This window comes from Streptomyces sp. NPDC059456 (assembly GCF_042750055.1).
In the GTDB taxonomy this organism is placed as follows: domain Bacteria; phylum Actinomycetota; class Actinomycetes; order Streptomycetales; family Streptomycetaceae; genus Streptomyces.
The window spans coordinates 1-21,043 of sequence record NZ_JBHYVA010000061.1; the positions used below are offsets into that span (position 1 = coordinate 1).

General features: G+C 73.6%; 15 protein-coding genes and 1 pseudogene. 10 read left to right on the plus strand and 6 right to left on the minus strand.

The window, feature by feature from the left end; all coding sequences use genetic code 11:
• Nucleotides 1-46: 46 nt before the first annotated feature.
• The gene (locus ACFXA3_RS08580; protein ID WP_385183817.1) at nt 47-2,602 is read right to left on the minus strand and encodes a discoidin domain-containing protein; all 2,556 of its coding nucleotides are present in this window, start codon (nt 2,600-2,602) and stop codon (nt 47-49) included.
• A 212-nt stretch (nt 2,603-2,814) separates the two neighbouring features.
• On the opposite strand from ACFXA3_RS08580, the gene ACFXA3_RS08585 reads away from it, so the two are divergent.
• The 5 genes from ACFXA3_RS08585 to ACFXA3_RS08605 all read left to right on the plus strand — a co-directional run bounded on the left by ACFXA3_RS08585 (nt 2,815) and on the right by ACFXA3_RS08605 (nt 6,575).
• Nucleotides 2,815-3,453, plus strand: coding sequence for a hypothetical protein (locus tag ACFXA3_RS08585; RefSeq protein ID WP_385183820.1), 639 nt, complete (start codon nt 2,815-2,817; stop codon nt 3,451-3,453).
• A 123-nt stretch (nt 3,454-3,576) separates the two neighbouring features.
• The gene (locus ACFXA3_RS08590; protein WP_385183823.1) at nt 3,577-4,416 is read left to right on the plus strand and encodes a hypothetical protein; all 840 of its coding nucleotides are present in this window, start codon (nt 3,577-3,579) and stop codon (nt 4,414-4,416) included.
• Nucleotides 4,413-5,111, plus strand: coding sequence for a class F sortase (locus ACFXA3_RS08595; RefSeq protein WP_385183826.1), 699 nt, complete (start codon nt 4,413-4,415; stop codon nt 5,109-5,111). The genes ACFXA3_RS08590 and ACFXA3_RS08595 overlap by 4 nt, the downstream gene beginning before the upstream one ends.
• 65 nt (nt 5,112-5,176) lie before the next feature.
• Entirely contained in the window at nt 5,177-5,674 is a 498-nt protein-coding gene (locus tag ACFXA3_RS08600) for a pyridoxamine 5'-phosphate oxidase family protein (protein WP_385183828.1), read from the plus strand.
• A gap of 103 nt (nt 5,675-5,777) precedes the next feature.
• Complete coding sequence (locus tag ACFXA3_RS08605; RefSeq protein ID WP_385183830.1) at nt 5,778-6,575, plus strand: hypothetical protein; 798 nt, start codon at nt 5,778-5,780, stop codon at nt 6,573-6,575.
• A gap of 46 nt (nt 6,576-6,621) precedes the next feature.
• Here ACFXA3_RS08605 and ACFXA3_RS08610 read toward each other — a convergent pair whose 3' ends face one another.
• The 3 genes from ACFXA3_RS08610 to ACFXA3_RS08620 all read right to left on the minus strand — a co-directional run bounded on the left by ACFXA3_RS08610 (nt 6,622) and on the right by ACFXA3_RS08620 (nt 9,931).
• A complete protein-coding gene (locus tag ACFXA3_RS08610) occupies nt 6,622-7,842 on the minus strand; it encodes a cytochrome P450 (protein WP_385183833.1) in 1,221 nt (406 codons plus the stop codon).
• Nucleotides 7,835-9,088 (minus strand): FAD-dependent oxidoreductase, encoded by a 1,254-nt coding sequence (locus ACFXA3_RS08615; RefSeq protein ID WP_385183835.1) that lies wholly within the window; start codon nt 9,086-9,088, stop codon nt 7,835-7,837. Before ACFXA3_RS08615 ends, ACFXA3_RS08610 begins: the two co-directional genes overlap by 8 nt.
• A 99-nt stretch (nt 9,089-9,187) precedes the next feature.
• Nucleotides 9,188-9,931: an SAM-dependent methyltransferase gene (locus ACFXA3_RS08620; RefSeq protein WP_385183838.1), complete on the minus strand. Its 744-nt coding sequence runs from the start codon at nt 9,929-9,931 to the stop codon at nt 9,188-9,190.
• A gap of 432 nt (nt 9,932-10,363) precedes the next feature.
• Here ACFXA3_RS08620 and thpR point away from each other — a divergent pair, with 432 nt between their 5' ends.
• From thpR to ACFXA3_RS08645, 5 genes are all read left to right on the plus strand, one after another.
• A complete protein-coding gene (gene thpR, locus ACFXA3_RS08625; protein ID WP_385183840.1) occupies nt 10,364-10,972 on the plus strand; it encodes an RNA 2',3'-cyclic phosphodiesterase in 609 nt (202 codons plus the stop codon).
• 359 nt (nt 10,973-11,331) lie between these two features.
• Nucleotides 11,332-11,766 carry a C40 family peptidase gene (locus ACFXA3_RS08630; protein WP_385183852.1) on the plus strand — a complete coding sequence of 145 codons (435 nt, stop codon included), beginning with the start codon at nt 11,332-11,334 and terminating at the stop codon, nt 11,764-11,766.
• Between the two features lie 482 nt (nt 11,767-12,248).
• Nucleotides 12,249-13,838 (plus strand): FAD-dependent monooxygenase, encoded by a 1,590-nt coding sequence (locus ACFXA3_RS08635; protein WP_385183843.1) that lies wholly within the window; start codon nt 12,249-12,251, stop codon nt 13,836-13,838.
• A 193-nt stretch (nt 13,839-14,031) separates the two neighbouring features.
• A complete protein-coding gene (locus ACFXA3_RS08640) occupies nt 14,032-17,940 on the plus strand; it encodes a Pls/PosA family non-ribosomal peptide synthetase (protein WP_385183846.1) in 3,909 nt (1,302 codons plus the stop codon).
• A gap of 38 nt (nt 17,941-17,978) precedes the next feature.
• Nucleotides 17,979-19,382, plus strand: coding sequence for a M1 family metallopeptidase (locus tag ACFXA3_RS08645; RefSeq protein WP_385183848.1), 1,404 nt, complete (start codon nt 17,979-17,981; stop codon nt 19,380-19,382).
• Between the two features lie 18 nt (nt 19,383-19,400).
• On the opposite strand, the gene ACFXA3_RS08650 is transcribed toward ACFXA3_RS08645, so the two are convergent.
• Together ACFXA3_RS08650 and ACFXA3_RS08655 are read right to left on the minus strand one after the other, a co-directional pair.
• The gene (locus ACFXA3_RS08650; protein ID WP_385183851.1) at nt 19,401-20,573 is read right to left on the minus strand and encodes an epoxide hydrolase family protein; all 1,173 of its coding nucleotides are present in this window, start codon (nt 20,571-20,573) and stop codon (nt 19,401-19,403) included.
• Between the two features lie 36 nt (nt 20,574-20,609).
• Nucleotides 20,610-21,043, minus strand: a pseudogene (locus ACFXA3_RS08655) (hypothetical protein); the annotation flags it as partial.

Below are 21,043 nucleotides of genomic sequence, written 5' to 3' on the forward strand. Positions count from 1 at the left end.
GGCCCCGGGGCCGCCCCCGCCCCCCCCCCCCACACCGGGGGCGCGTTCAGGAGACGGTGACGAACTTCGCCGTGCTGGGCACGCCGTGGGCGTCGAGGGCGAAGAGCATGTAGGTCCCGGGCAGGACCACCCCGGTGTCGGCCGGCAGGGACACCGTGTACGTGCCGGTCCCGGTGGCCGTGGAGGCGAGGGGGACCCGTCGCTGGTCGTTGTCGGTGGAGTGGGTGGCGGCCGCGGTCCGCATCAGCACGAAGGACTCCACCGGGGCCTGGGTGCTCACCGTGAGCGAGCTGCCGGGCGCCGCCCTGGGGGGCACGCCCCCGGTGATGACGGGACGCGGCTTCGGCGATCCGTCCGCGTTGAGCAGGTACGGCGGGGTGAAGACTGCCCCGTCCGCGTGGTTGGTCGCGCAGTCGCCGCACAGTCCTCCGCCGCCGGAGAAGATGCGTCCGTCCGGCAGCAGGTTGGCCACGCTGTGGTAGTTGCGCGGGATGGCCATGGTGGCCAGCGGGGTGAAGCGGCCGGTCGCCGGGTCCCACAGTTCGGGGGCCAGGACGGAGGTCGCGTCGCTGAAGGGCACCGGGTAGGCCTGCCCGCCGAACACGGCCACCTTGCCGTCGGGCAGGACGACGCTGTTGCCGAAGGCGCGGGCGTGCTCCATGTCGCCGGTACGGGCGGCCTGGACGCGGTCGCCCGAGATGTCCACGGTGTAGGCGCGGCGGGTGGCCGGGGTCTTCTCGTAGGCGGGGGCGCCGCCGAGCGTGAGGAGTTTGCCGATGTCGTAGGAGACGGCGTTGCCGGTCATGGCGTCCTGGCTGTCGGCCCGGGTGCCGGCGGGGGTGATGCTGCCCCGGCCGCTGGTCGAGATCCAGTTCATCTGCTTGCTGGGGCCCAGTTGCAGCACCTTGCCGCCCGAAGTGGCGTGCAGCCACATGTGGTTGTCCGCCCGGTACGGTCCTGCGGGGTCGGCCGTCAGGGCGGGGGTGGCCGGGACGCCGGGGAGTGCGCGCCAGGTGCGGGTCTCCGGTGACCAGGCCTCGCCGGCCTTGTCGCCCGCGGGTCCGCTCCAGGATCCGCCGAGGACGAAGGCCTCGCCGGTGGAGAGCAGCGTCATGGCCTGGTAGCCGCGGGCGGTGTTCATGGCGGCGGTCGCGGACCAGTTGTCGGTGGCCGGGTCGTAGATGCTCGCCTTCTCGGCGTTGCTCCCGCCGGTGACCAGGACGCGGCCGTCGGCCAGCATCGCGATGCCCGGACAGAACATGTCGTGACCGGTGTTGTCGATGCGGCGCTGGGTGACCTTGCCGGTCTTCAGGTCCAGGATCGCTGTCTGGGTGTAGCCGTTGCTGCCGCCGAACCGGTCGACCGCGTACGCGGACCAGGCGAGCAGTTTGTCGCCGGGCAGGACGGCGGTGGCCACGGGGACGAGGGGGAAGCCGGTGATCTTGTCCCAGGCTCCGTGTACGGCCGGGTCGGCCGGCCCGCTCAGGCGTATCTCGGCGGCCGAGGTCCACGGGCCGCGGCCGCCGGCTTCCGTGGTCACGGTCAGTCGTACGTACCGCGCGTTCTCGGTGTGCAGGAAGGTGGCGGTCTTGACGGTGTCGTCGTCGCGCCAGGTGCCGGCGGCGACGGGTGCGCCGAAGGCCGTGCCGTCGGTGCTGGTGGTGACGGTGTACGCGCCGGCCCGGCCGTTGCCGCCGTCGAGGCGGGGGTGGTAGACGAGGGCGGAGACGGCGTTCGTGCGGTGCATGTCGATGGTGATGCTGTGCGGCAGGGGGGCCGGGGTGCCGGTCCACTTGCTGTGCCAGAGGGTGGCGTCGTTCCCGTCGAGGACGTTGGCCGCGCGGCCGTCCGCGGTGCCGGTCTCCTCGTCGCCGGCCGTGGCCGTCCAGCCGGTGCGGGGCAGGTCGACGGTGGCTGCGGGAGTGCCCGGGTCGCCCAGCAGGTTGATCTCGGCGGCGGAGGTCCAGGGGCCGCGGCCGCCGGCCTCGGTGAGCGCCGTCAGCCGTACGAAGCGGGCGCCCTGCGGGGCGAACCCGAGGGTCTTGGCGCTGCCGTCGTCGGCCAGGGTGCCGGAGGCGACGGGGCTCGCCCAGTTCTGTCCGTCGGTGCTGAGGCTGATCGTGTACTCCCCGACGCGCCCGTTGGCGCCGCCCGCGCGGGGCAGGTAGACGAGCGCGGAGACGACTGCCGTGCGGTGCATGTCGACGGTGATGCCGTGCGGCAGGGGGACGGGGGTGCCGGCCCACGTGCTGTGCCAGATGGTGCCGGCGTTGCCGTCGAGGACGTTGGCCGCGCGGCCGTTCTCACCGCCCGTCTCCTCGTCCGTCGCCGTCGCGGTCCAGCCGGTCCGGTCGAGGACCGGGGCCGTGGGTTCCATGGCGTTCGCCGGGGCGATGCCGTGGTGCGGTGACTGCCGCGCGGTCTGCTGGTCGAAGGGTGCGGGCGCGGGCCGCGGCGTGGGGCCCCGCCCGGCCGCGGCCGGGCCGGCCACCGCGAACCACGGCATCAGGCCGAGCAGCAGCGAGCCGAGGCCCAGGGCGATGAGCAGGTGGGAACGGCGTGGCGCACGGGGAAGGGCGAGGAAGCGTCGCCTGTACTGCAATCTGACCTCCTGGGGCGAACCGGCTCACACCCCAGGGAACATAGGCCGACACCGCCACGACTCACCCGGAACGAAGGAGAGTTGGCGTGAAGGGCACAGTCCCCCGCCCGGGATGACGGGTTCCCGACGTTTCCCTGACATTCGTCACTGTCCGCTCCCCCGGCCCCAGTCGATGCTGGGGGAGGCGAAAGGAAGAGGAGACGGGGGGGCGGATGTCCGGGACTGCGGGGGAGCGCATGACCGGGAGCGTGACGGCCGGGCCCGCCGCGGCGGGTGTCGCGCGGGTGTGGGCCGGCTCCCTGGCAGCGGTGCTGCTGCGGCGGCGGCCGGCGACGGGGCCGCGGCACTCGGCCGAGACGCGGCAACTGGTGCTGGTCCTCGTGGTGTCCGAGGCCGTCGCGGCCTTCCCGCTCTCGTCGATGCTGCCGCCCGGGATCCGGCCGGCTCACGCGGCGCTGGAAGTGCTCGTGGTCCTGGCCGGGTTGGGCCTGGTGGCGGCGCTGGTCCGGCATCCGCACGAGGTGGGCGGCGAACGGGTCGTCCTGCGGACCGGATTCCGCGGGGAGCTGGCGCTGCCGCGCGCGGCGGTCCGCTGCGCGGCGCCGGTGGTCCGTACGGTGCCGGGCCGGGGGCCGCGCCCCGTGCCGGACGAGCCGGAGGCGGTGGCCTGTTCGGTCGGCGAATCGCTGAACGTGGCCCTGCGCCTGGACCCGCCGGTCCGCTTCGACCTGGGCCCGGCCGGGGTGGTGGACGCGAGGACCGTGTACGCCTCGGCGGACTCCCCGGCCGCCCTCGCCGCCGCCCTGCACGCCGCGCCGCCCCGCTCTCAGGACTCCCCGAAAACTTTCTGAAGAAAGCACCAATCCGCGGACCCCGACGCTCCGAAGAGGCATCGAGACCCCCTCCCGGGGGCTCGCTTCACCCCCGACCGATCTGCGGGTCCCACGCCGGGAACCCGCGGAAGAGGAGCGAATGTGATGGTCAAGCGCACTGGTCGTCTCGTGGCGTCCGCCGCCGTGCCCGCCGCCGTGTTCCTGACCCTCGGCCTCTCCGGGCCGGCTCTCGCCGAGAGCGGGAAGGCGTACCAGATCGACCTGGCGCAGCTCAACGACTCCGGTTCCCGCGGCACCGCCATGCTGAGCATCAAGGGCAACCAGCTGACCGTGCAGATAGAGTCCGAGGGCATGGTGCCCGGATCGCCCTCGGCCCAGCACCTGCACGGGTCCACCAACGGGCACGACTTCCAGTGCCCGGACGCCACCGACGACACCAACCGCGACGGGATCCTCAGCAACACCGAGGCGACCGTCGACTACGGCAACATCAACATCTCGCTCACCACGTCCGGGGACACCAAGGCGACGAGCGGTCTCGCCGTGGACCGCATGCCCGTGGCGAACAAGCAGGGCAAGCTCTCCTACAAGCGGACCATCACCGTCTCGCAGGACGTGGTCGACCACATCCAGGACCTGCACATCGTGCAGCACGGCATCGACCGCAACAAGAACGGCAAGTACGACTTCGAGGGCGCCGGCAAGAGCGAACTCGACCCGAAGCTGCCCCAGGAGGCCACGGCTCCGACCAACTGCGGCATGGTGATGGGCGCGTCCGTGGGCTCCCTGCCGGTCGGCGGCGTCGAGACGGGCGGTGGCTCTGGCTCTCCGCAGTCCGCGACGGTGACGCCGGTGACGGCGGCCGGCGGCGCGCTCGCCGCCGCCGCGGTGACGGCCGGGGCGGTGGTGTTCGCCCGTCGGCGGGCCGCCTCCGTCGCCGCCCGCACCCGGACGGTGCAGACCGCCGGGGGCGCCGCGTGAACCCCGTACGCGTCTGCGCACCGGCCCGCTCCGCCGCCCGGCCGCGGCCGCGGCGCCGGACCGCCGGCCTCCTGGCCGCCACCCTCACGTTCGCCACCCTGCTCCTCGCGGGGTGTTCGGGCCAGAGCCCCGAGTCGTCCCCCGCGGGCGCCGCGGCCGCGCCGTCCGGGGCTGCGCCGTCCGGGTCCGCGCCCGCCGGTGGCCACCACGAGTCGCCCAAGCCCGCGAAGGGGCCCGTCCTGGCCCGTTCGGAGCCTCAGAAGATCACCATTGCCTCGCTCGGTCTCTCCAGTTCCCTGGAGACGCTGCGGCAGAACGCCGACGGGAGCATGCAGACGCCGAAGGACCCCGCCCTGGCGGGCTGGTACGAGCCGGGGCCGACCCCCGGCTCCCAGGGTCCGGCGGTGATCGCCGGCCACGTCACCTGGAACGGGGCGGCGGCGGTGTTCCAGAAGCTGAAGACGATGAAGGCCGGGGACACCATCCAGGTGACCCGGAAGGACAACAAGACCGCCACGTTCACGGTGGAGCGGGTCGCCGAGTACCCGAAGGCCGAGTTCCCGACGCTGGAGGTGTACAAGAACCTCGACTACGCGGGCCTGCGCCTGGTCACCTGCGGCGGCGATTTCGACCCGCAGAAGCACTACTACGACAGCAATGTGGTGGTGTTCGCCAAGATGACGGGTTCCGCGTGAGAACGTGCCATTTCTCCTAGGCTGGGGCGGTACCGGCGAAGAACCGTGGGAAGGCGGGTCCGACCGTGCAGCCGAGCGAGATCACCGATGTCCTGAACCGTCCGGCCAGTCGGGAGCTCCTGGCCCGCGACCTGACCCGACTGGCCTACGTGGCCGGGGACGGCACGCCCCGGGTCATCCCGATCGGCTTCGTCTGGAACGGCTCGGACATCGTCATGTGCACCCCGAAGAACGCGCCGAAGCTCCCGTCCCTGCGCCACAACCCGGCGGTGGCCCTGACGATCGACACCGAGGTCCACCCGCCGAAGATCCTGCTGCTCCGCGGCCGGGCCGAGCTGGACGTCGTCGAGGGAATCCCGGACGAGTTCCTCCGCTCGAACGGTGCCTCCAGGATGACGCCCGGACAGCGGGCCGAGTGGGAGACCGAGGTGCGGGCGCTCTACGACGGCATGGTCCGGATCGTCGTCACCCCGACGTGGGCCAAGCTGATCGACTTCGGGACGACCCTGCCGACCGCGGTGGAGGAACTGGTCCGGCGGCGGGAGGAGCGCGAACGCACCTGACCCCGGTGGGCGGCGCTCGCGGACCGTCGGGCGGCACGGTCCGCGAGCCGCCCGGCGGGTCCCCGGAATGGCCCGACCGGGCGGCTTCGCGCACCCTGGAGGGGTGAAGACCGAGGCGCCCACCACGGCTCGCGGCGCCGTCGCCGGTTTCCTGGAGAACCCGGTCGTCGGCATGGCGCCGTGGATCATCTTCTCGCTGCTGGTCGGACCGGGCAGGTTCGAGATCGCGGTCGTGCTCGCCCTGGCGACGACGGTCGTGCTGGTCGCGGCCGGACGGATCATCAACCGGGGCAGCTCGTGGAAGCTGCTGGAACTCGCCGACCTGGTCTTCTTCGCGGTCCTCGCCGTCGTCGGCCTCCTCGCGAGCGACAGCACCCGCCGCTGGCTGGAGACGTACGCGGGGGAGGTCTCCAACATCGCCCTCGTCGTGATCGCGTTCGGGTCCATGGCGATCCGCAGGCCCTTCACCCTCCAGTACGCGCGCGAGCAGGTCGATCCGGCGATCTGGAACACTCCGACGTTCCTGCGGACCAACTACCTCATCACCGGGGTGTGGGGCCTGGCGTTCCTGGTCGCCGCCCTCGCGGGGGCGTACGGCGACCTGGTGCTGCACAACCCGAACAACATCTGGACCGGATGGATCATCCAGATCCTGGCCATCGTGGCCGCCCTGCGCTTCACCGCCTGGTACCCGGACGTCGCACGGGCCCAGGCGCTGCGCAAGGCCGGGCTGCCCGGACCGGAGCCCCCGCACCTCGCCGGCATGTTCCTGCCCCTGGCCGGGCTGCTGGTGCCGATCGGGATCGCCGTCCTGATCTTCGACGGCAACGTGTGGTGGCTGGGCGTGGCGCTGATCGTGGGCGGCAGCCTCCTCACCAAGGCCCTGACCGCCCACGACTGACCCCCGAGCGACGGACCGCGCGGGCGGGGGACGGCCCTGCCCGGGCTCAGCCGCCCGGGGTGAAGGTCACGGGCAGGCTCACGGGCCCGCGCAGTCCGCCCGGGCGGCGGGGGATCTCGTCCGGCGGGACGGCGAGGGCGAGCCCGGGGAGCCGGCGCAGGGCGGTACCGATGGCGATCTGCCCCTCCAGCCGGGCCAGCGGCGCGCCCAGGCAGTAGTGGATGCCGTGCCCGAACGCGAGGTGGGCGTTGTCCTGCCGGGTGATGTCCAGGCGGTCGGGGTCCGGGAAGCGCGCCGGGTCGCGGTCGGCGAGGGCGGAGCCGATCAGCACGGTCGCGCCGCGCGGGATGCGCACGCCCGCGATCTCGGCGTCCTCGCGGGCGAACCGGGCGATGCCGGGGTTGACCGGGCCGTCGTAGCGCAGGAACTCCTCGATCGCGCCGGGCAGCAGTGCGGGGTCGGAGCGCAGCAGGTCGAGCTGTCCGGGGTGGGCGAGGAGTGCGGCGATGCCGCCGCCGATGAGGTTGACCGTGGTGATGTAGCCGGCGACCAGCAGCAGGAACACCATGGCGACCAGTTCGTCCTCGGTCAGGCGCTGTTCCTCGTCCCGGGCGGTGATCAGGCCGCTGAGCAGGTCGTCGCCGGGCTCTGCGCGCTTGTCCCGGATGAGCTCGGTCACGTAGGCGCGCATGTGCCGCCAGGCCTCGTTCACCACGGCGGGGTCGGGCGGCTCCGCGCCCCGCCTGATCATCCGGTCGGTCCAGTGCTGGAAGTCGTGGCGGTCGTCCACGGGTACGCCGAGCAGTTCGCTGATCACCGTGACGGGAAGCGGCAGCGCGAATTCCGCGACGAGGTCGGCCCGGCCCGCCGGGACGACCTCGTCGAGGAGCCGGTCGGCGACGGCCTGGATCCGCGGCCGCATCCCGGCGACCCTGCGGGCGGTGAACGCCTGGGAGACCAGCCGGCGCAGGCGGGTGTGGTCGGGCGGGTCGCTGCGGAGCATGTTGCTCAGCATCGACTCGCGTTCCGTCTCGGGCAGCTGTTGCAGGAGGCGGGTGTCCGAGGCGTCGCGCACGTCGCTGCTGAGACGGGTGTCGGACAGGGCGGCGAGGCCGTCCTCGTACCGGGTGACGAGCCAGGCTTCGAGGCCTCCCGCGATGACGGCGCGGCGTACGGGGCCGTCCTCGCGCAGCTGCCGGTACAGCGGGAAGGGGTCCGCGACGAAGGACGGATCGGCGTACGGCAGCAGGACGGGCCGCTCAGTCATGGTGTCTCCCGGTGTCGTGCAGCGATTCCTTCGGGGGCCGCTCGCGCAGGGCCCCGTAGCCGATGAAATAGGCCGGCACCCGGTTCAGCCACCACGAGTCGGTGACCAGCTCGGTCAGCCGCTTGGCCCGCCCGGGATCGCCGAACGCGACGCGGCCGGCCAGCAGCGGCTCGATGACCTGGGTGTGGGCCAGCCGCTGGAGGCCCTGGGTCACCACGGTGGTGGGCATGCGGCGGTACTGCACGCGGCGTACGTCGCGCAGCCCCACCGTGCCCTCCCGCAGCGGGCGCACCAGATGGCGGGCCGCGGCCACCGCGTCCTGCACGGCGAGGTTGATGCCGATGCCGAAGACGGGTGACATGGCGTGGGCGGCGTCGCCGATGCACAGCAGTCCGGGACGGTGCCAGCGGCGCAGCCGGTCGAGCCGCACGTCGAGGAGACTGACCTCGTCCCAGGAGGTGACGGTGTGGGCCCGGTCGGCCAGCCAGGGGACCGCCTCGGTGAACTGGGCCATGAAGCGGTCCAGGCCCTCGGCGCGGCGCTCGGCATCGGTTCCCTTGGGGATGAGCCCCGCGCACTGCCAGTAGTCGCCGCGGTCGATGAGCGCGCTGAAGAACCTCTCCCCCAGCCCTCCCACGAGCCCGCTGGGGTCGTCCTCGTGGCGCGGCAGCCGGAACCACCAGGCGTCCATGGGGCACGGGAACTGCTCCAGCCCGAGTTCGGGCAGCGCCCTGGCGAGCGAGCCGCGGCCGTCGCACGCCACCGTCAGGGAGGCCCTGAGCTCGCCGGTGCCGCCGTCCGCGGTGCGGTACCGCACGCCGTTGACGCGTCCGCGTTCGATCAGGAACGACGTCGCCGCGGTGTTCATGCGCAGGCGGAACGATGGCTCCCGGCCCGCCTCGTCGGCGAGCAGGTCGAGCAGGTCCCACTGCGGCACCATCGCGATGTAGTTGTACTTGCCGTGCAGTGCGGCGATGTTCCCGACGGTGACGAGGGACCGGTCCGGCCCGATCGGCAGCTGCACGGAGGTCACGCGCCGCTGCGGCAGCCGGGCGAACCGTTCGGCGAGGCCGATGTCGTCCAGCAGTGACAGCGTGGACGGGTGGACGGTGTCGCCGCGGAAGTCGCGCAGGAAGTCGCCGTGCTTCTCCAGCACGGTGACCTCCACGCCGGCCCGGGCCAGCAGCAGCGCGAGCACCATGCCGGCGGGGCCTCCCCCCACCACACAGCAGTCCGTTCGCTCCACGGCGGCCCTTCCCTTCATCGGCATCGGCGGCCCGAGAGGACGTATACCCCACCCGCGCCGCCGGAGGCCGGTGACGCGGCCCGGGGCCCGTCGTGCGGATCAGGCCGGGCCGGGGGTCCGCCGCAGGACGAGGGAGACGAAGCCGAAGGAGTCCCGGTAGGTGTGCAGCCATTCGGAGCGGCGCGTCGCGGCCGTGGCGAGGGCGTACGGGCTGTCCGGGTCGGCGGGGTGGTCCAGGGCCCACGAGGCCAGTGACCCCCAGCAGGACCATTCGTAGTCGTCCAGTTCGCGGCGCGTGCTGACGTGCCCGTCGACGGGGGTCCAGCCGTCGGCGACGATCCGGTCCACGGTGGTCGCCAGGTCGGTGTACTCGCCGAGCATCTCCGCGGCCTCCGGGGACGGCGCGCGCTCCCAGAACCCCTCGCCGACGACGACGCGGCCGCCGGGGGCCAGGTGCCCGCGCGCCGCCGCGAGGGTGGGCAGCAGCCCCCCGAAGGCATGCGTGGCCCCCACGCTGAGCACCAGGTCGAAGGGGTGCGGCGAAGCGAAGTCCGCGGCCCCCGTCCGGTGGAGGGTCAGCCGCTCCCCGAGGCCGCGGTCGTCCGCCGCCAGCCGGGCCTGCTCCAGGGCCTCTTCGGAGATGTCCACGCCCTCGGCGTGCACGCGCGGGTACGCGGCCAGCGCGCGCAGCAGCCACTCTCCGCCGCCGCACCCGAGGTCGAGCACGCGTGCGCCGGCGCGCGGGATCCCGCGTTCCAGCAGCCGGTGTACGGAGTCGTCGTCGAGCGGGGCCTTGATCGGGTGTCCGGTGTGGGCGATCTTGGAGATCTGTTCACGGTGCATCGGCGCAGCATGTCAACGCCGCCTGACTGGTGCACCTCAATTCCCGTCCGCCCGCCGGTGCCCCGCGGATCAGGCGGGCTGCTTCACGCAGGTGCCCACCACGTACCCGGTGACGCCGTGCTTCGTCGCCTTGACCCAACGGGTGCCGGTGATCACGCACTTGGCGGAGGAGCCGCCGTTGTACGTCCGGCAGGGCGACGGCGGGGCTCGCGGCGATCAGGGTCGGCCCGACGGGGACGGCGGACACCACGGACGCACCCGGCATGTTGCTCACACGCACGACTGACGCTCCTCATTCCTGCGGCGGACACGGACCGGCGCCCGCTCCGGTCGAACACGGCCCGGGGGGATGCCCGGTTGGGCTCGTCCGGCGACGCCGGACGCGGGGGCCGAAGGTGACCGGACGGGGGCGGGTACGGTACGAAGTCCCTCGTGAACGATCAGATCCGGCCCGCAGCCGCCCCCACCTCCGCATCGGGAACCGTCCGCGTCTTCATCGCCCTCGCCCCGCCCGACGACGCCAAGGAGGAACTGGCACGGGAGCTGCGGCCCGCCTACCGCGCCTACCCGGGCATGCGCTGGAACCGCATCGAGGACTGGCACATCACGCTGGCCTTCCTCGGCGAACTGCCCGTCGCCGCGGTTCCGCTCCTGCAGCCGCCGCTCGCCGCCCTCGCCGCGGCCCACCGGCCCCTGGAGCTGGCCCTGCACGGCAGCGGACATTTCGACCACCGGGTGCTCTGGAGCGGGATCGGCGGGGAGGTCCAAGGGCTGCACCTGCTCACCTCCCGCGTGCGCGCCGCCGTCAGGGACTGCGGCATCGCGTTCGAGGACCGGCCGTTGCGGCCGCACCTGACGCTGGCCCGCTCCCGCCGCAGCGACCCCTCCAGCGCGGTGGAAATCGCCGGCACGCTCACCGGCTTCACGGGCCGCACCTGGCAGGCCGGGCGCCTCCACCTCGTCGGCAGCAACATAGGCCGCGGCCCCGGCCCGATCCACTACCGGGACATCCGCTCCTGGGAGTTCACCGGTCGCGACTGAGACCGCCACGTACCGCGCCAACCATCATGGATTTCCTTTGACTTGTCGCCCGCGTCCCCAACTCCCGGACGCCTTCCGACCGCCGAACGGCGTAATCGGGCATCCATTGTTCCGGAAGATCATTCATGACTATGAATTCGGACGATTTTACTCAACCGAGATGATTCAAAACGTGTCCGATGGCCGAAATATCGGGCCGGTCAGAGAAAACTTGCCGCCGTCGAGAGCCACTACGCAATGTCACGGACGCAGAACCTCACTCGGGACTGTTTCAGCAACGCAATGCGGAGGTATCACGATTGATCCACGACAGGACGGACAGCCGAAAACGTTCAACCGACCGTCTGGCGAGCCGCCGCATCGCCAGCGTTCTCACGTTCTCCCTGATAATTTCCCTCGCAGGTTTCAACGGACCAGCCGCCCAAGCCGAGGCGATGGCCTCCCCGTACGGCGCCAAGGCCGTCGAGATCGCCGCATCCAAACGGGGCGCACCGTACGTCTACGGAGCCACGGGACCTCGGGAATTCGACTGTTCGGGCCTCACGCTCTACGCGTTCCGAGAAGCGGGCCGGACGCTCCCCCGCACCGCCGACGAGCAGTACGAACACACCCGCCACATCCGACGCGTGCAGCGGGTACCGGGAGATCTCGTCTTCTTCCCCAGAGGCTCGACGATGGGGCACGTGGGAATCTACGCCGGTCACGACAAGATCTGGCACGCACCACGGCCGGGCACGCGCGTACGGCTGGAGCGCATCTGGAGCGGAAACGTGCGCTACGCCCGGGCCACTTGACCATCCGTCCGTCGGGCCACGACGGACCGGCGTGCCGGCCTCGACGGCACCGGCCGGAGCCGTAGGATCCGTCCGTCCCTCCGCCGGGAAGACAGGACGACGACCGGCCCACCCACCCCGGCACACCGCTCCCCCGCCGGACGCCGACGCGTCCAAGCGGCCCACCGGTTCGGCGCCTTGCTGCGCGGGCTGCGGCTCGAAGCGGGAACGACGCGGGAGCAGTCGGCCGAGCGGACCAATCGAGCCGCCGGGACCACCCGAGCCGCCCGGCGTGCTGCCGCCCGCCCGTGGAGCCCGGGCCGAGGCCGCCGAGTCGCCCACCCGCGGGGCGTCCTGCGCCGGGTCGGGCCGTCCGCCCGTTCCGCGACACCCGGCTCCGGCGCCGTCTGCGCGGCCGCGGCCGGCTCGCCGGCCGGCCCCGTTCGGCGGTACGCCGGCGGCCGTGGATTGCGGTGGGTTGCCGGGTGCGGAAGATTGATCGCGTGGCGGACGCCGAGGTCGCGGTGCTGATCGTCGGCGGTGGGCCGGTCGGGCTCACCGCCCGCGCCCTGCTGGAGCGCTGGGGCGTACCGGCGCTGCTGGTCGAGAAACACCTCGGGCTGTCGCCGTTCCCCCGGTCCCGGCTGGTCAACGTGCGCTCGATGGAGGTCTTCCGCCTGCTGGGGGTGGCCGACCAGATCGCGGCCGCCGCGTTCGCACCCGAGTACGGCCGGGTCCGCTTCCGCGACACCCTGTGCGACGAGGACTTCGCGACGGCTGCGATGGCCGGGGTGCACGCGCCGGTGCCGGAAAGCCCCGTGCGCGGCGTGGTCACCTCGCAGGACCGGCTGGAGCCCGTCCTGCTCGCCGCCGCGGACGCGCCCGTGCGGTTCGGGGCCGAGCTCGTCGCCCTGACCGAGGGGCCCGAGAGCGTCGTGGCCGAGGTCCTCGACCGCCGCAGCGGTGCGCGCACCCGGATCCGGGCCCGCCACGTGGTCGCCGCCGACGGGGCGAATTCCACCGTCCGGGAGCGGCTGGGCATCGCCCTGACCGGTCCGGGCCAGATGGGCGAGTTCACGACCGTCGTGTTCGACGCGGACCTGCGGCGCTGGAGCGCGGAGCAGCCCGCCGGCCTCTACTTCACCGCGCACGGATCGTTCGGCCCGGTCCACCCGGAAGGGGGCTGGCTCTGGTTCGGCCCCACGCCCGGGGACGCCGCGCACGCCGACTGGTCCGGCCTGGTCTCGCGCGCCCTCGGCCCCGGAGCCGGCGTACGGGCCGACGTCGTGCGGGTGCAGCACTGGACGATGAACGCCTTCGTCGCCGAGCGCTTCCGGCACGGCCGGGTGCTGCTGGCCGGGGACGCCGCGCACGCCGTTCCCCCGATCGGCGGCCTGGGCATGAACGAGGGCATCGCCGACGTGCACAACCTGTGCTGGAAGCTGGCGGGCGTCCTGCGCGGGTGGGCCGCGCCGGCCCTGCTGGAGACGTACGCGACGGAACGGGAGCCCGTCGCGCACCGGACCCTGCGCCAGGCGGTCGCCAACGCGCGGCTCATGGCCGAGGTGCTGGAGCGGCGCCGCGACCAGCTCCGGAGCGGCGGCTCCACCCGGTCCCGGATCGAACTCCCCTGGTCGGAGCGGTACTTCGCACAGCTCGGCCTCGTACTCGGCGTCGCCTACCGCTCCGCCGCGGTCGTCCGCGCGGACGGCTCCCCGTACGAACCTGCCGAACCGGCCGAGCAGTCCGAACCGGCCGAGGGGGGCACGGAGTACGTGCCCACCGCGGAGCCGGGCCACCGGATGCCGCACCTGCGGCTCGGCGACGGCCGTTCCACGCTCGACGCGTTCGGCGAATGGTTCACCCTGCTCACCCCGGATCCCGCCCACTGGGCAGGGCAGAGCGCCCCGTCGTGGCCGGTGCGCACCGAGGCCCTTCCCCCGGAGCACGCCGGCTTCTGCGGGCTCGGCCCGCGCGGGGCACTGCTGGTCCGGCCCGACGGACACGTCGGCGCCCGCTGGCCCGACCGGTCACCCGGTGACACCGCCGTGCACCACGCCGTCACCGTCACCACCGGCGCGGCACCCCCATGAGCACGGGCGGCTGCCGGGTCCGGCGGGGCCGGCCCCCACCGGTGCTTATGCGCCACGGGGGAAGGCTTCAGCACGAAAATTCTTGATGCCGCACTAGACTGGCAGGTTGTTCGACGCTGGACCGGAACAACCCGGGCGGACCCGGGCTCCCCCGGCAACCCGGATGTTTCCCGGGAGCGAGACGCGAGGGCAGATGACAGCCACACCTGAGCGCGGTGACCTCACCCTGCTCGACGACGAGGACGTGTGCGGGGAAACCGGGAAGTCCGCCCGGTTCTCCGCGGGGCCCGCGGCCCCGACGCGGACCCTCGTCGACGTCTTCGAGGCCTCCGTGCGGATGTTCCCCGACGAGCTCGCCCTGGACGACGGCGCCGACCGGCTGACCTACCGCGCCCTGGCCGCCCTGGTCGAACGCCGCAGGCGTGCCCTGGAGGCCGCCGGGGTGGGCCTCGGCGACCGCGTCGGCGTCCGCGTGCCGTCCGGCACGAACGAGCTGTACGTGGCCGTCCTCGCCGTACTCGCCGCGGGCGCGGCCTACGTGCCCGTCGATGCCGAGGACCCCGACGAGCGGGCCGAGCTGGTCTTCGGCGAGGCCGGCGTGCGGGCGGTGCTGGGAGGCGGACAGCGCATCGACGTCATCGCCCCCGCGGACGTGCCCGTACCCGCCGTGCGGCCCGGCCCCGAGCACGACGCGTGGATCATCTTCACCTCCGGTTCCACCGGCAGGCCCAAGGGCGTCGCCGTCAGCCACCGCAGCGCCGCCGCGTTCGTCGACGCCGAGGCCGCGCTGTTCCTGGCCGAGGAGCCGATCGGCCCCGGCGACCGGGTGATGGCCGGGCTGTCCGTCGCCTTCGACGCCTCCTGCGAGGAGATGTGGCTGGCCTGGCGGTACGGCGCCTGCCTGGTGCCCGTCCCCCGCTCGCAGGTGCGCAGCGGCGCCGATCTCGGCCCCTGGCTGGTGGAGCAGGAGATCACCGTGGTCTCCACCGTTCCGACGCTGGCCGCGCTCTGGGAGCCGGAGACCCTCGACGAGGTCCGGCTGCTGATCTTCGGCGGCGAGGCCTGCCCGCCCGAGCTGACCCAGCGCCTGGTCACCGAGGGCCGCGAGGTCTGGAACACGTACGGGCCCACCGAGGCCACCGTCGTCGCCTGCGCCTCCCTGCTGACCGGCGAGGAGCCGATCCGGATCGGCCTGCCGCTGAACGGCTGGGAGCTGGCCGTGGTCGACGAATCCGGTGAGCCGGTGCCGATGGGCGGCAGCGGCCAGCTCGTGATCGGCGGCGTGGGTCTGGCCCGCTACCTCGACCCCGGCAAGGACGCAGAGAAGTACGCTCCGCTGGAATCGCTCGGCTGGGAGCGCGCGTACCGCAGCGGCGACCTCGTCCGCGCGGAACCCGAGGGGCTGGTGTTCCTCGGCCGCAGCGACGAGCAGATCAAGCTCGGCGGCCGCCGGATCGAGCTGGGCGAGGTCGACGCCGCGCTCCAGGCGCTGCCCGGCGTCGCCGGGGCGGCCGCGGCCGTCCGCACGGCGCGCAGCGGCAACCAGCTGCTCGTCGGCTACCTGGTCACCCAGGACGGCTGGGACCACGCGTCGGCCGTCGAGCGGCTGCGCGCCGAGCTCCCCGCGGCCCTCGTGCCCCTGCTCGCGCCGGTCGGCGAACTGCCGACCCGCACCTCGGGCAAGGTCGACCGCGACGCGCTGCCGTGGCCGCTGCCCGACCTGGAGACCAGCGGCCCCACGGAGCAGCTGTACGGCACCGAGGCCTGGCTCGCCGAACAGTGGAGCGAGACGCTCGGGGTGGCCGTCACCGGCGCCGCCGACGACTTCTTCGCGATCGGCGGCAACAGCCTGGCCGCGGCGCAGCTCACCACCCGGCTGCGCACCCGCTACCCGAGGGCGGCCGTCCTCGACATCTACCAGCAGCCCACCCTGCGCAAGCTGGCCCGGCGCCTGGAGAAGTCCGTACGGGACGACGACGCCGCCCGGACCGTCGCACCCGTGCCGCTGCGGTCCAAGGTGGCGCAGCTGCTCCTGCTGCTCCCGCTGTTCACCCTGGTCGGACTGCGCTGGACGGTGGCGCTGCTGGCCCTGGGCAACGCCCTGCAGTGGTTCGGGGCGTACCCGTGGGCTCCGACCGCCTCGTGGTGGGCGGTCGCCGCCGCAGCCGTGCTGCTGTTCAGCCCGCCGGGCCGCCTCGCGATCGCGGCCGGCGGCGCCCGCCTGCTGCTGCGCGGGGTGAAGGCGGGCCGCCACCCGCGCGGCGGAAGCGTGCACCTGCGCCTGTGGACCGCCGAACGGCTCGCCGAGTACGTCGGTGCGACCTCGCTCACCGGTTCCTGGCTGGAGCGGTACGCCCGGGCCCTGGGCGCCAAGGTCGGCCCCGAGGTCGACCTGCACTCGCTGCCCCCGGTGACGGGCATGCTCAAGCTCGGCCGCGGCTGCGCCGTGGAGTCCGAGGTGGACCTCTGCGGGCACTGGCTGGACGGCGACCGGCTCGTCATCGGCCCGGTCAAGGTCGGCGCGGGCGCGGTGGTCGGCACGCGCAGCATGCTCTTCCCGGGTGCGCGGGTCGGCAAGCGGGCCGAGGTGGCCCCGGGCTCCGCCGTGGTCGGGCAGGTCCCGACCGGCCAGCGCTGGGCCGGGGCGCCCGCCGTGAAACTCGGCAGGGCCAAGCACAACTGGCCCGGAAACCGCCCGCCGCGCGGACTCCCCTGGCGGGCCGCCTACGGGGCGGCCGGCTTCGGGCTCACGGCGCTGCCGGTGCTCGCCACGCTGCCCGCCCTGCTCGTGGTGAGCCGGTTCGTGCCCGCCGGCGCCCCGCTGGCGGAGGCGCTGCGCGGAGCCCTGCTCGCCGTGGTGCCCGGGGCGCTCGCGTACGGGTTCACGTACGCGCTGCTGCTGCTGGCCTGCGTACGCCTGCTCAGCCTCGGGCTGCGCAGCGGAACCCATCCCACGCACAGCCGGACCGGCTGGCAGGCCTGGACGGTCACCCAGCTGATGGACCTGTCCCGGGAAACGCTGTTCCCGCTGTACGCCGGGCTGATCACGCCGGTGTGGCTGCGGCTGCTCGGGATGAAGATCGGCCGCGGTGCGGAGGTGTCGACCGTGCTCGCGCTGCCCAGTCTCACGACCGTGGGCGAAGGTGCGTTCCTCGCCGACGACACCCTGACCGCGCCCTATGAACTGGGTGGAGGCTGGATGCGGATCGGTCGTTCCGAGATCGGCCGCCGGGCGTTCCTCGGCAATTCCGGCATGACCGCGCCGGGCCGTACGGTGCCGGACGGCGGGCTGGTCGGCGTGCTCTCGGCGACCCCGAAGAAGGCGAAGAAGGGCAGCTCGTACCTGGGGCTGCCGCCGGTGAAGCTGCCGCGGTCCGCCGAGTCCGCCGACCAGAGCCGGACCTACGACCCGCCCGTGCGGCTGCTGTGGGCCCGGGGACTGGTCGAGCTGTGCCGGCTCGTTCCCGTGTTCTGCTCGGCCGCGCTGGCCGTCCTGACCGTGGCGGCGCTCTGCGCGCTGGCCACGGGCAGCGGCGGTCCGGGGGTCTGGGGTACGGCGCTGCTGTCCGGTGTGGTGCTGCTCGCCGCCGGGGCGGCCGCGGGCCTGGTCTCGGTGGCCGCGAAGTGGCTGCTGGTCGGCCGGCACCGGGCGGGAGAGCACCCGCTGTGGAGCGGCTTCGTGTGGCGCAACGAGCTGGCCGACACGTTCGTCGAGGTCCTGGCCGTGCCGTGGCTGGCCGGATCCGTACCCGGTACGCCGCTGCTGACGCTGTGGCTGCGCGGGCTCGGGGCCCGGATCGGGCGGGGCGTGTGGTGCGAGAGTTACTGGCTGCCCGAGACGGACCTGGTGGTGCTGGGCGACGCGGTCAGCGTGAACCGCGGCTGCGTGTTGCAGACACACCTCTTCCACGACCGGATCTTGAGGACGGATACTGTGGTCCTCCGCGAGGGCGCCACCCTGGGCCCGGGCGGCATCGTCCTGCCCGGGAGCACGGTCGGGGCCCACAGCACGCTCGGGCCCGCCTCTCTCGTGATGGCCGGGGAATCCGTCCCCGCCGACACCCGTTGGCTGGGCAACCCGATCGAGGCATGGCGGACCTGACAGGGCCCGAGCACAGCGCAGGGAGCGGAAGCGGCACTATGAACGGCCAGAAGACAGCGGTATCGGACCCGTACTTCCCGGCCAACGGCGACTCCCGTTACCGCGTGCACCGGTACGAACTCGCTCTGGATTACCGGCCCGGCCCCAACCGGCTGGCCGGCACCGCCCGGCTGAGCGCGATCGCCGGGCGGGCTCCGCTCACCGAGTTCCACCTGAACCTGGCCGAGTTCAAGATAGGCCGGGTCATGGTGAACGGCCGGGCCCCGCACTACACCCACCGGGGCGGCAGACTCCGCATCCGCCCGGCCAAGCCGCTGCCCGCCGGCGCCGCCTTCACGGTGGAGGTGCACTGGGCGGGCAATCCCAGGCCGGTCCGCAGCCCCTGGGGCGGCCTCGGCTGGGAGGAGCTGGCCGACGGCGCCCTGGTGGCCAGCCAGCCGGTCGGCGCGCCTTCCTGGTACCCGTGCAACGACCGGCCCGCCGACAAGGCCTCGTACCAGATCTCGGTCAACACGCCCTCCGCCTACACGGTGGTGGCCGGCGGCCGGCTGCTGACGCGCACGACGAAGGCCAGCACGACCACGTGGGTGTACGAGCAGCCCGCGCCGACGTCCAGCTACCTGGTCGGCCTGTCCATCGGCGTGTACCAGACGGTGCTGCTCGGCGACCCCGGGCTGGGCGGCGTCCCGCAGAGCGCCTACGTGCCGGCGCACCTGCTGGCGCGGTTCTCCCGCGACTTCGCCCGGCAGCCCGCCATGATGCGGCTGTTCGAGGAACTGTTCGGGCCCTATCCGTTCGGCGAGTACGCGGTGGTCGTCACCGAGGAGGAGCTCGACGTCCCGGTGGAGGCCCAGGGCCTGTCCCTGTTCGGCGCCAACCACGTCGACGGCGCGCGGGGCTCGGAGCGCCTGATCGCGCACGAGCTCGCCCACCAGTGGTTCGGCAACAGCGTGACCATCGCCGACTGGCGGCACATCTGGCTGAACGAGGGCTTCGCGAAGTACGCCGAATGGCTGTGGTCCGAGCGCTCCGGCGGCCGCACGGCGCACGAGCAGGCCGCCGCCGCACACCGGCTGCTGGCCTCGCAGCCGCAGGACCTGCGCCTCGTCGACCCGGGCCGCAAGCTGATGTTCGACGACCGCCTGTACCAGCGCGGCGGGCTCGCCGTGCACGCGGTCCGCTGCGCGCTGGGTGAGGAAGCCTTCTTCCGCATGCTGCGCGACTGGCCCGCCGTGCACCGCCACGGCGTGGTGTCCACGGCCGGTTTCACGACCCACGTGGCCCGCTACGCGGCGGAGCCGGTCGACGAGCTGTTCTCGGCCTGGCTGTACGAGCCGGCCCTGCCCCCGCTGCCCCCGGCGCCGCCCGCGCGGCCGCAGGCACCGGCGATGCCGGGGTACCCGCCGGCCAACGGGCGTCCGGCGGGCCGGACCTCCGCCTGAGGCCCGGGCACGAGGCCCCTATCCCCCGGGCTGCCGGTAGGGGCGGAAGAACGCCCGGAGCTCCTGCGCGTACAGCTCGGGTTCCTCGAACGGCGCGAAGTGGCCGCCGCGCGGGGGCTCGGTCACCCGGACGACGTTCGCCGTGCGTGCGAGCCAGGCGCGCGGCGGGCGGACGACGTCGCCCCGGAAGAGCGAGAAGCCGGACGGCACCTCGACGCGGCGGGCGTGCTGCGCGGGCGGGATCGCGGCGTTCGCGCGGTACATGCGCATCGAGGAGCCGATCGTCCCGGTGAGCCAGTACAGCGTGACGTTCGTGAGGATCTCGTCCTTCGTGAACCGCCGTTCGACGTCGCCGTCGCAGTCGCTCCACGCCCGGAGCTTCTCGACGATCCACGCGGCGAGCCCCGCCGGCGAATCGGTCAGGCCGAAGGCGGCCGTCTGGGGTTTCGTGCTCTGTACGGCGGCGTACGCGCCCTCGGTCGCGCCCCAGGAGGCGGCTCCGTCGAGCCAGGCGCGCTCTTCGGGGGCGAGGTCCGCGGGGTCGCCGGCGAACCGCGGCAGGCCGGCGTCGGTTCGGTGGACGGCGACGACCCGGTCGGGGTGGTCGAGCGCGAGGTAGCGGCTGACGTGGCTGCCGACGTCGCCGCCCGCCGCGCCGAACCGCTCGTAGCCGAGGACGCCCATCAGCTCGGCCCACAGCCCGGCGACGGCCACGGCGTCGGGGGGCGGTCCGGTGGGGCGCTCGGAGTAGCCGTATCCCGGCATGTCGGGGACGACCACGTCGAACGCGTCGGCGGGATCGGCGCCGTGCGCGCCCGGGTCGGTGAGGAGCGGGATGACCTTCGTGTACCGCCAGAACGAGTCCGGCCAGCCGTGGCTGAGGACCAGCGGCAGGACGGGCCCGGCCGGCGCCACGGCCCGGGCGTGCACGAAGTGGATGCCGAGGCCGCCGAGCGGCACCCGGAAGTGCGGGAGCCGGGCGAGGGCCGCCTCCTGCGCCGGCCAGTCGAACCCGTCCGCCCAGTAGGCGACGAGCTCGCGCAGGTAGCCGAGGTCGGTCCCGAGCGACCAGCCGGCGTCTTCGGGCGCGTCCGGCCACCGCGTCGCACGCAGCCGCGCGCGCAGGTCACCGAGGGCCGCGGGGGCGGTCTGCGGGATGAACGGCTCGGGGCGGCGAGGGGCGTCCGGCATGGGACGCATCCTAGGGCGTGCCGTGGAGGGCGGGGGTCAGCAGCGGGTCAGCGGGCTGTTCTGGCGGGTCAGGTTGTCGTTGGGCATCCAGCCCGACGCGTCCGCGCCGGCGGCGCGGACGTAGGTCCACTCGGCGCCGTCCGCGTTGACGACGTAGCACTGGAACTGGAGTTTCGCCCCGGACTTGGCCGTCGCGACGGTGGGGCAGGACTCGTAGGGCCCGGTCGTGAGGGGGTGGCTGCCCGTCATGTAGCCGTAGCCGCCGGGGCTGCGGTCCTGGTGGCTCCAGCCGGTGCAGCTCGTCGGCACGGGGCCGGGTTCGGCCGTCGGCGGCGCCGAGGGCTGCGGGGCGGCGCCGCCGGCCTTGCCGCTCTGGCCCGGCCTGGGCGCGGCAGGCTTGCCGGCCTTGCCGCCGTCCTTGGTCGGCTTCGCCGGTTTGGAGTCCTGCGCGACGGAAGGGGTGCGCTCGG

What these genes read in the sequence shown, in the direction of transcription:
- ACFXA3_RS08585 (WP_385183820.1), top strand. Translation starts at nt 2,815, where the DNA reads ATGTCCGGGACTGCGGGGGAGCGCATGACCGGGAGCGTGACGGCCGGG.
- ACFXA3_RS08610 (WP_385183833.1), bottom strand. Translation starts at nt 7,842, where the DNA reads ATGACTGAGCGGCCCGTCCTGCTGCCGTACGCCGATCCGTCCTTCGTC.
- ACFXA3_RS08620 (WP_385183838.1), bottom strand. Translation starts at nt 9,931, where the DNA reads ATGCACCGTGAACAGATCTCCAAGATCGCCCACACCGGACACCCGATC.
- ACFXA3_RS08640 (WP_385183846.1), top strand. Translation starts at nt 14,032, where the DNA reads ATGACAGCCACACCTGAGCGCGGTGACCTCACCCTGCTCGACGACGAG.
- ACFXA3_RS08645 (WP_385183848.1), top strand. Translation starts at nt 17,979, where the DNA reads ATGAACGGCCAGAAGACAGCGGTATCGGACCCGTACTTCCCGGCCAAC.
- ACFXA3_RS08650 (WP_385183851.1), bottom strand. Translation starts at nt 20,573, where the DNA reads ATGCCGGACGCCCCTCGCCGCCCCGAGCCGTTCATCCCGCAGACCGCC.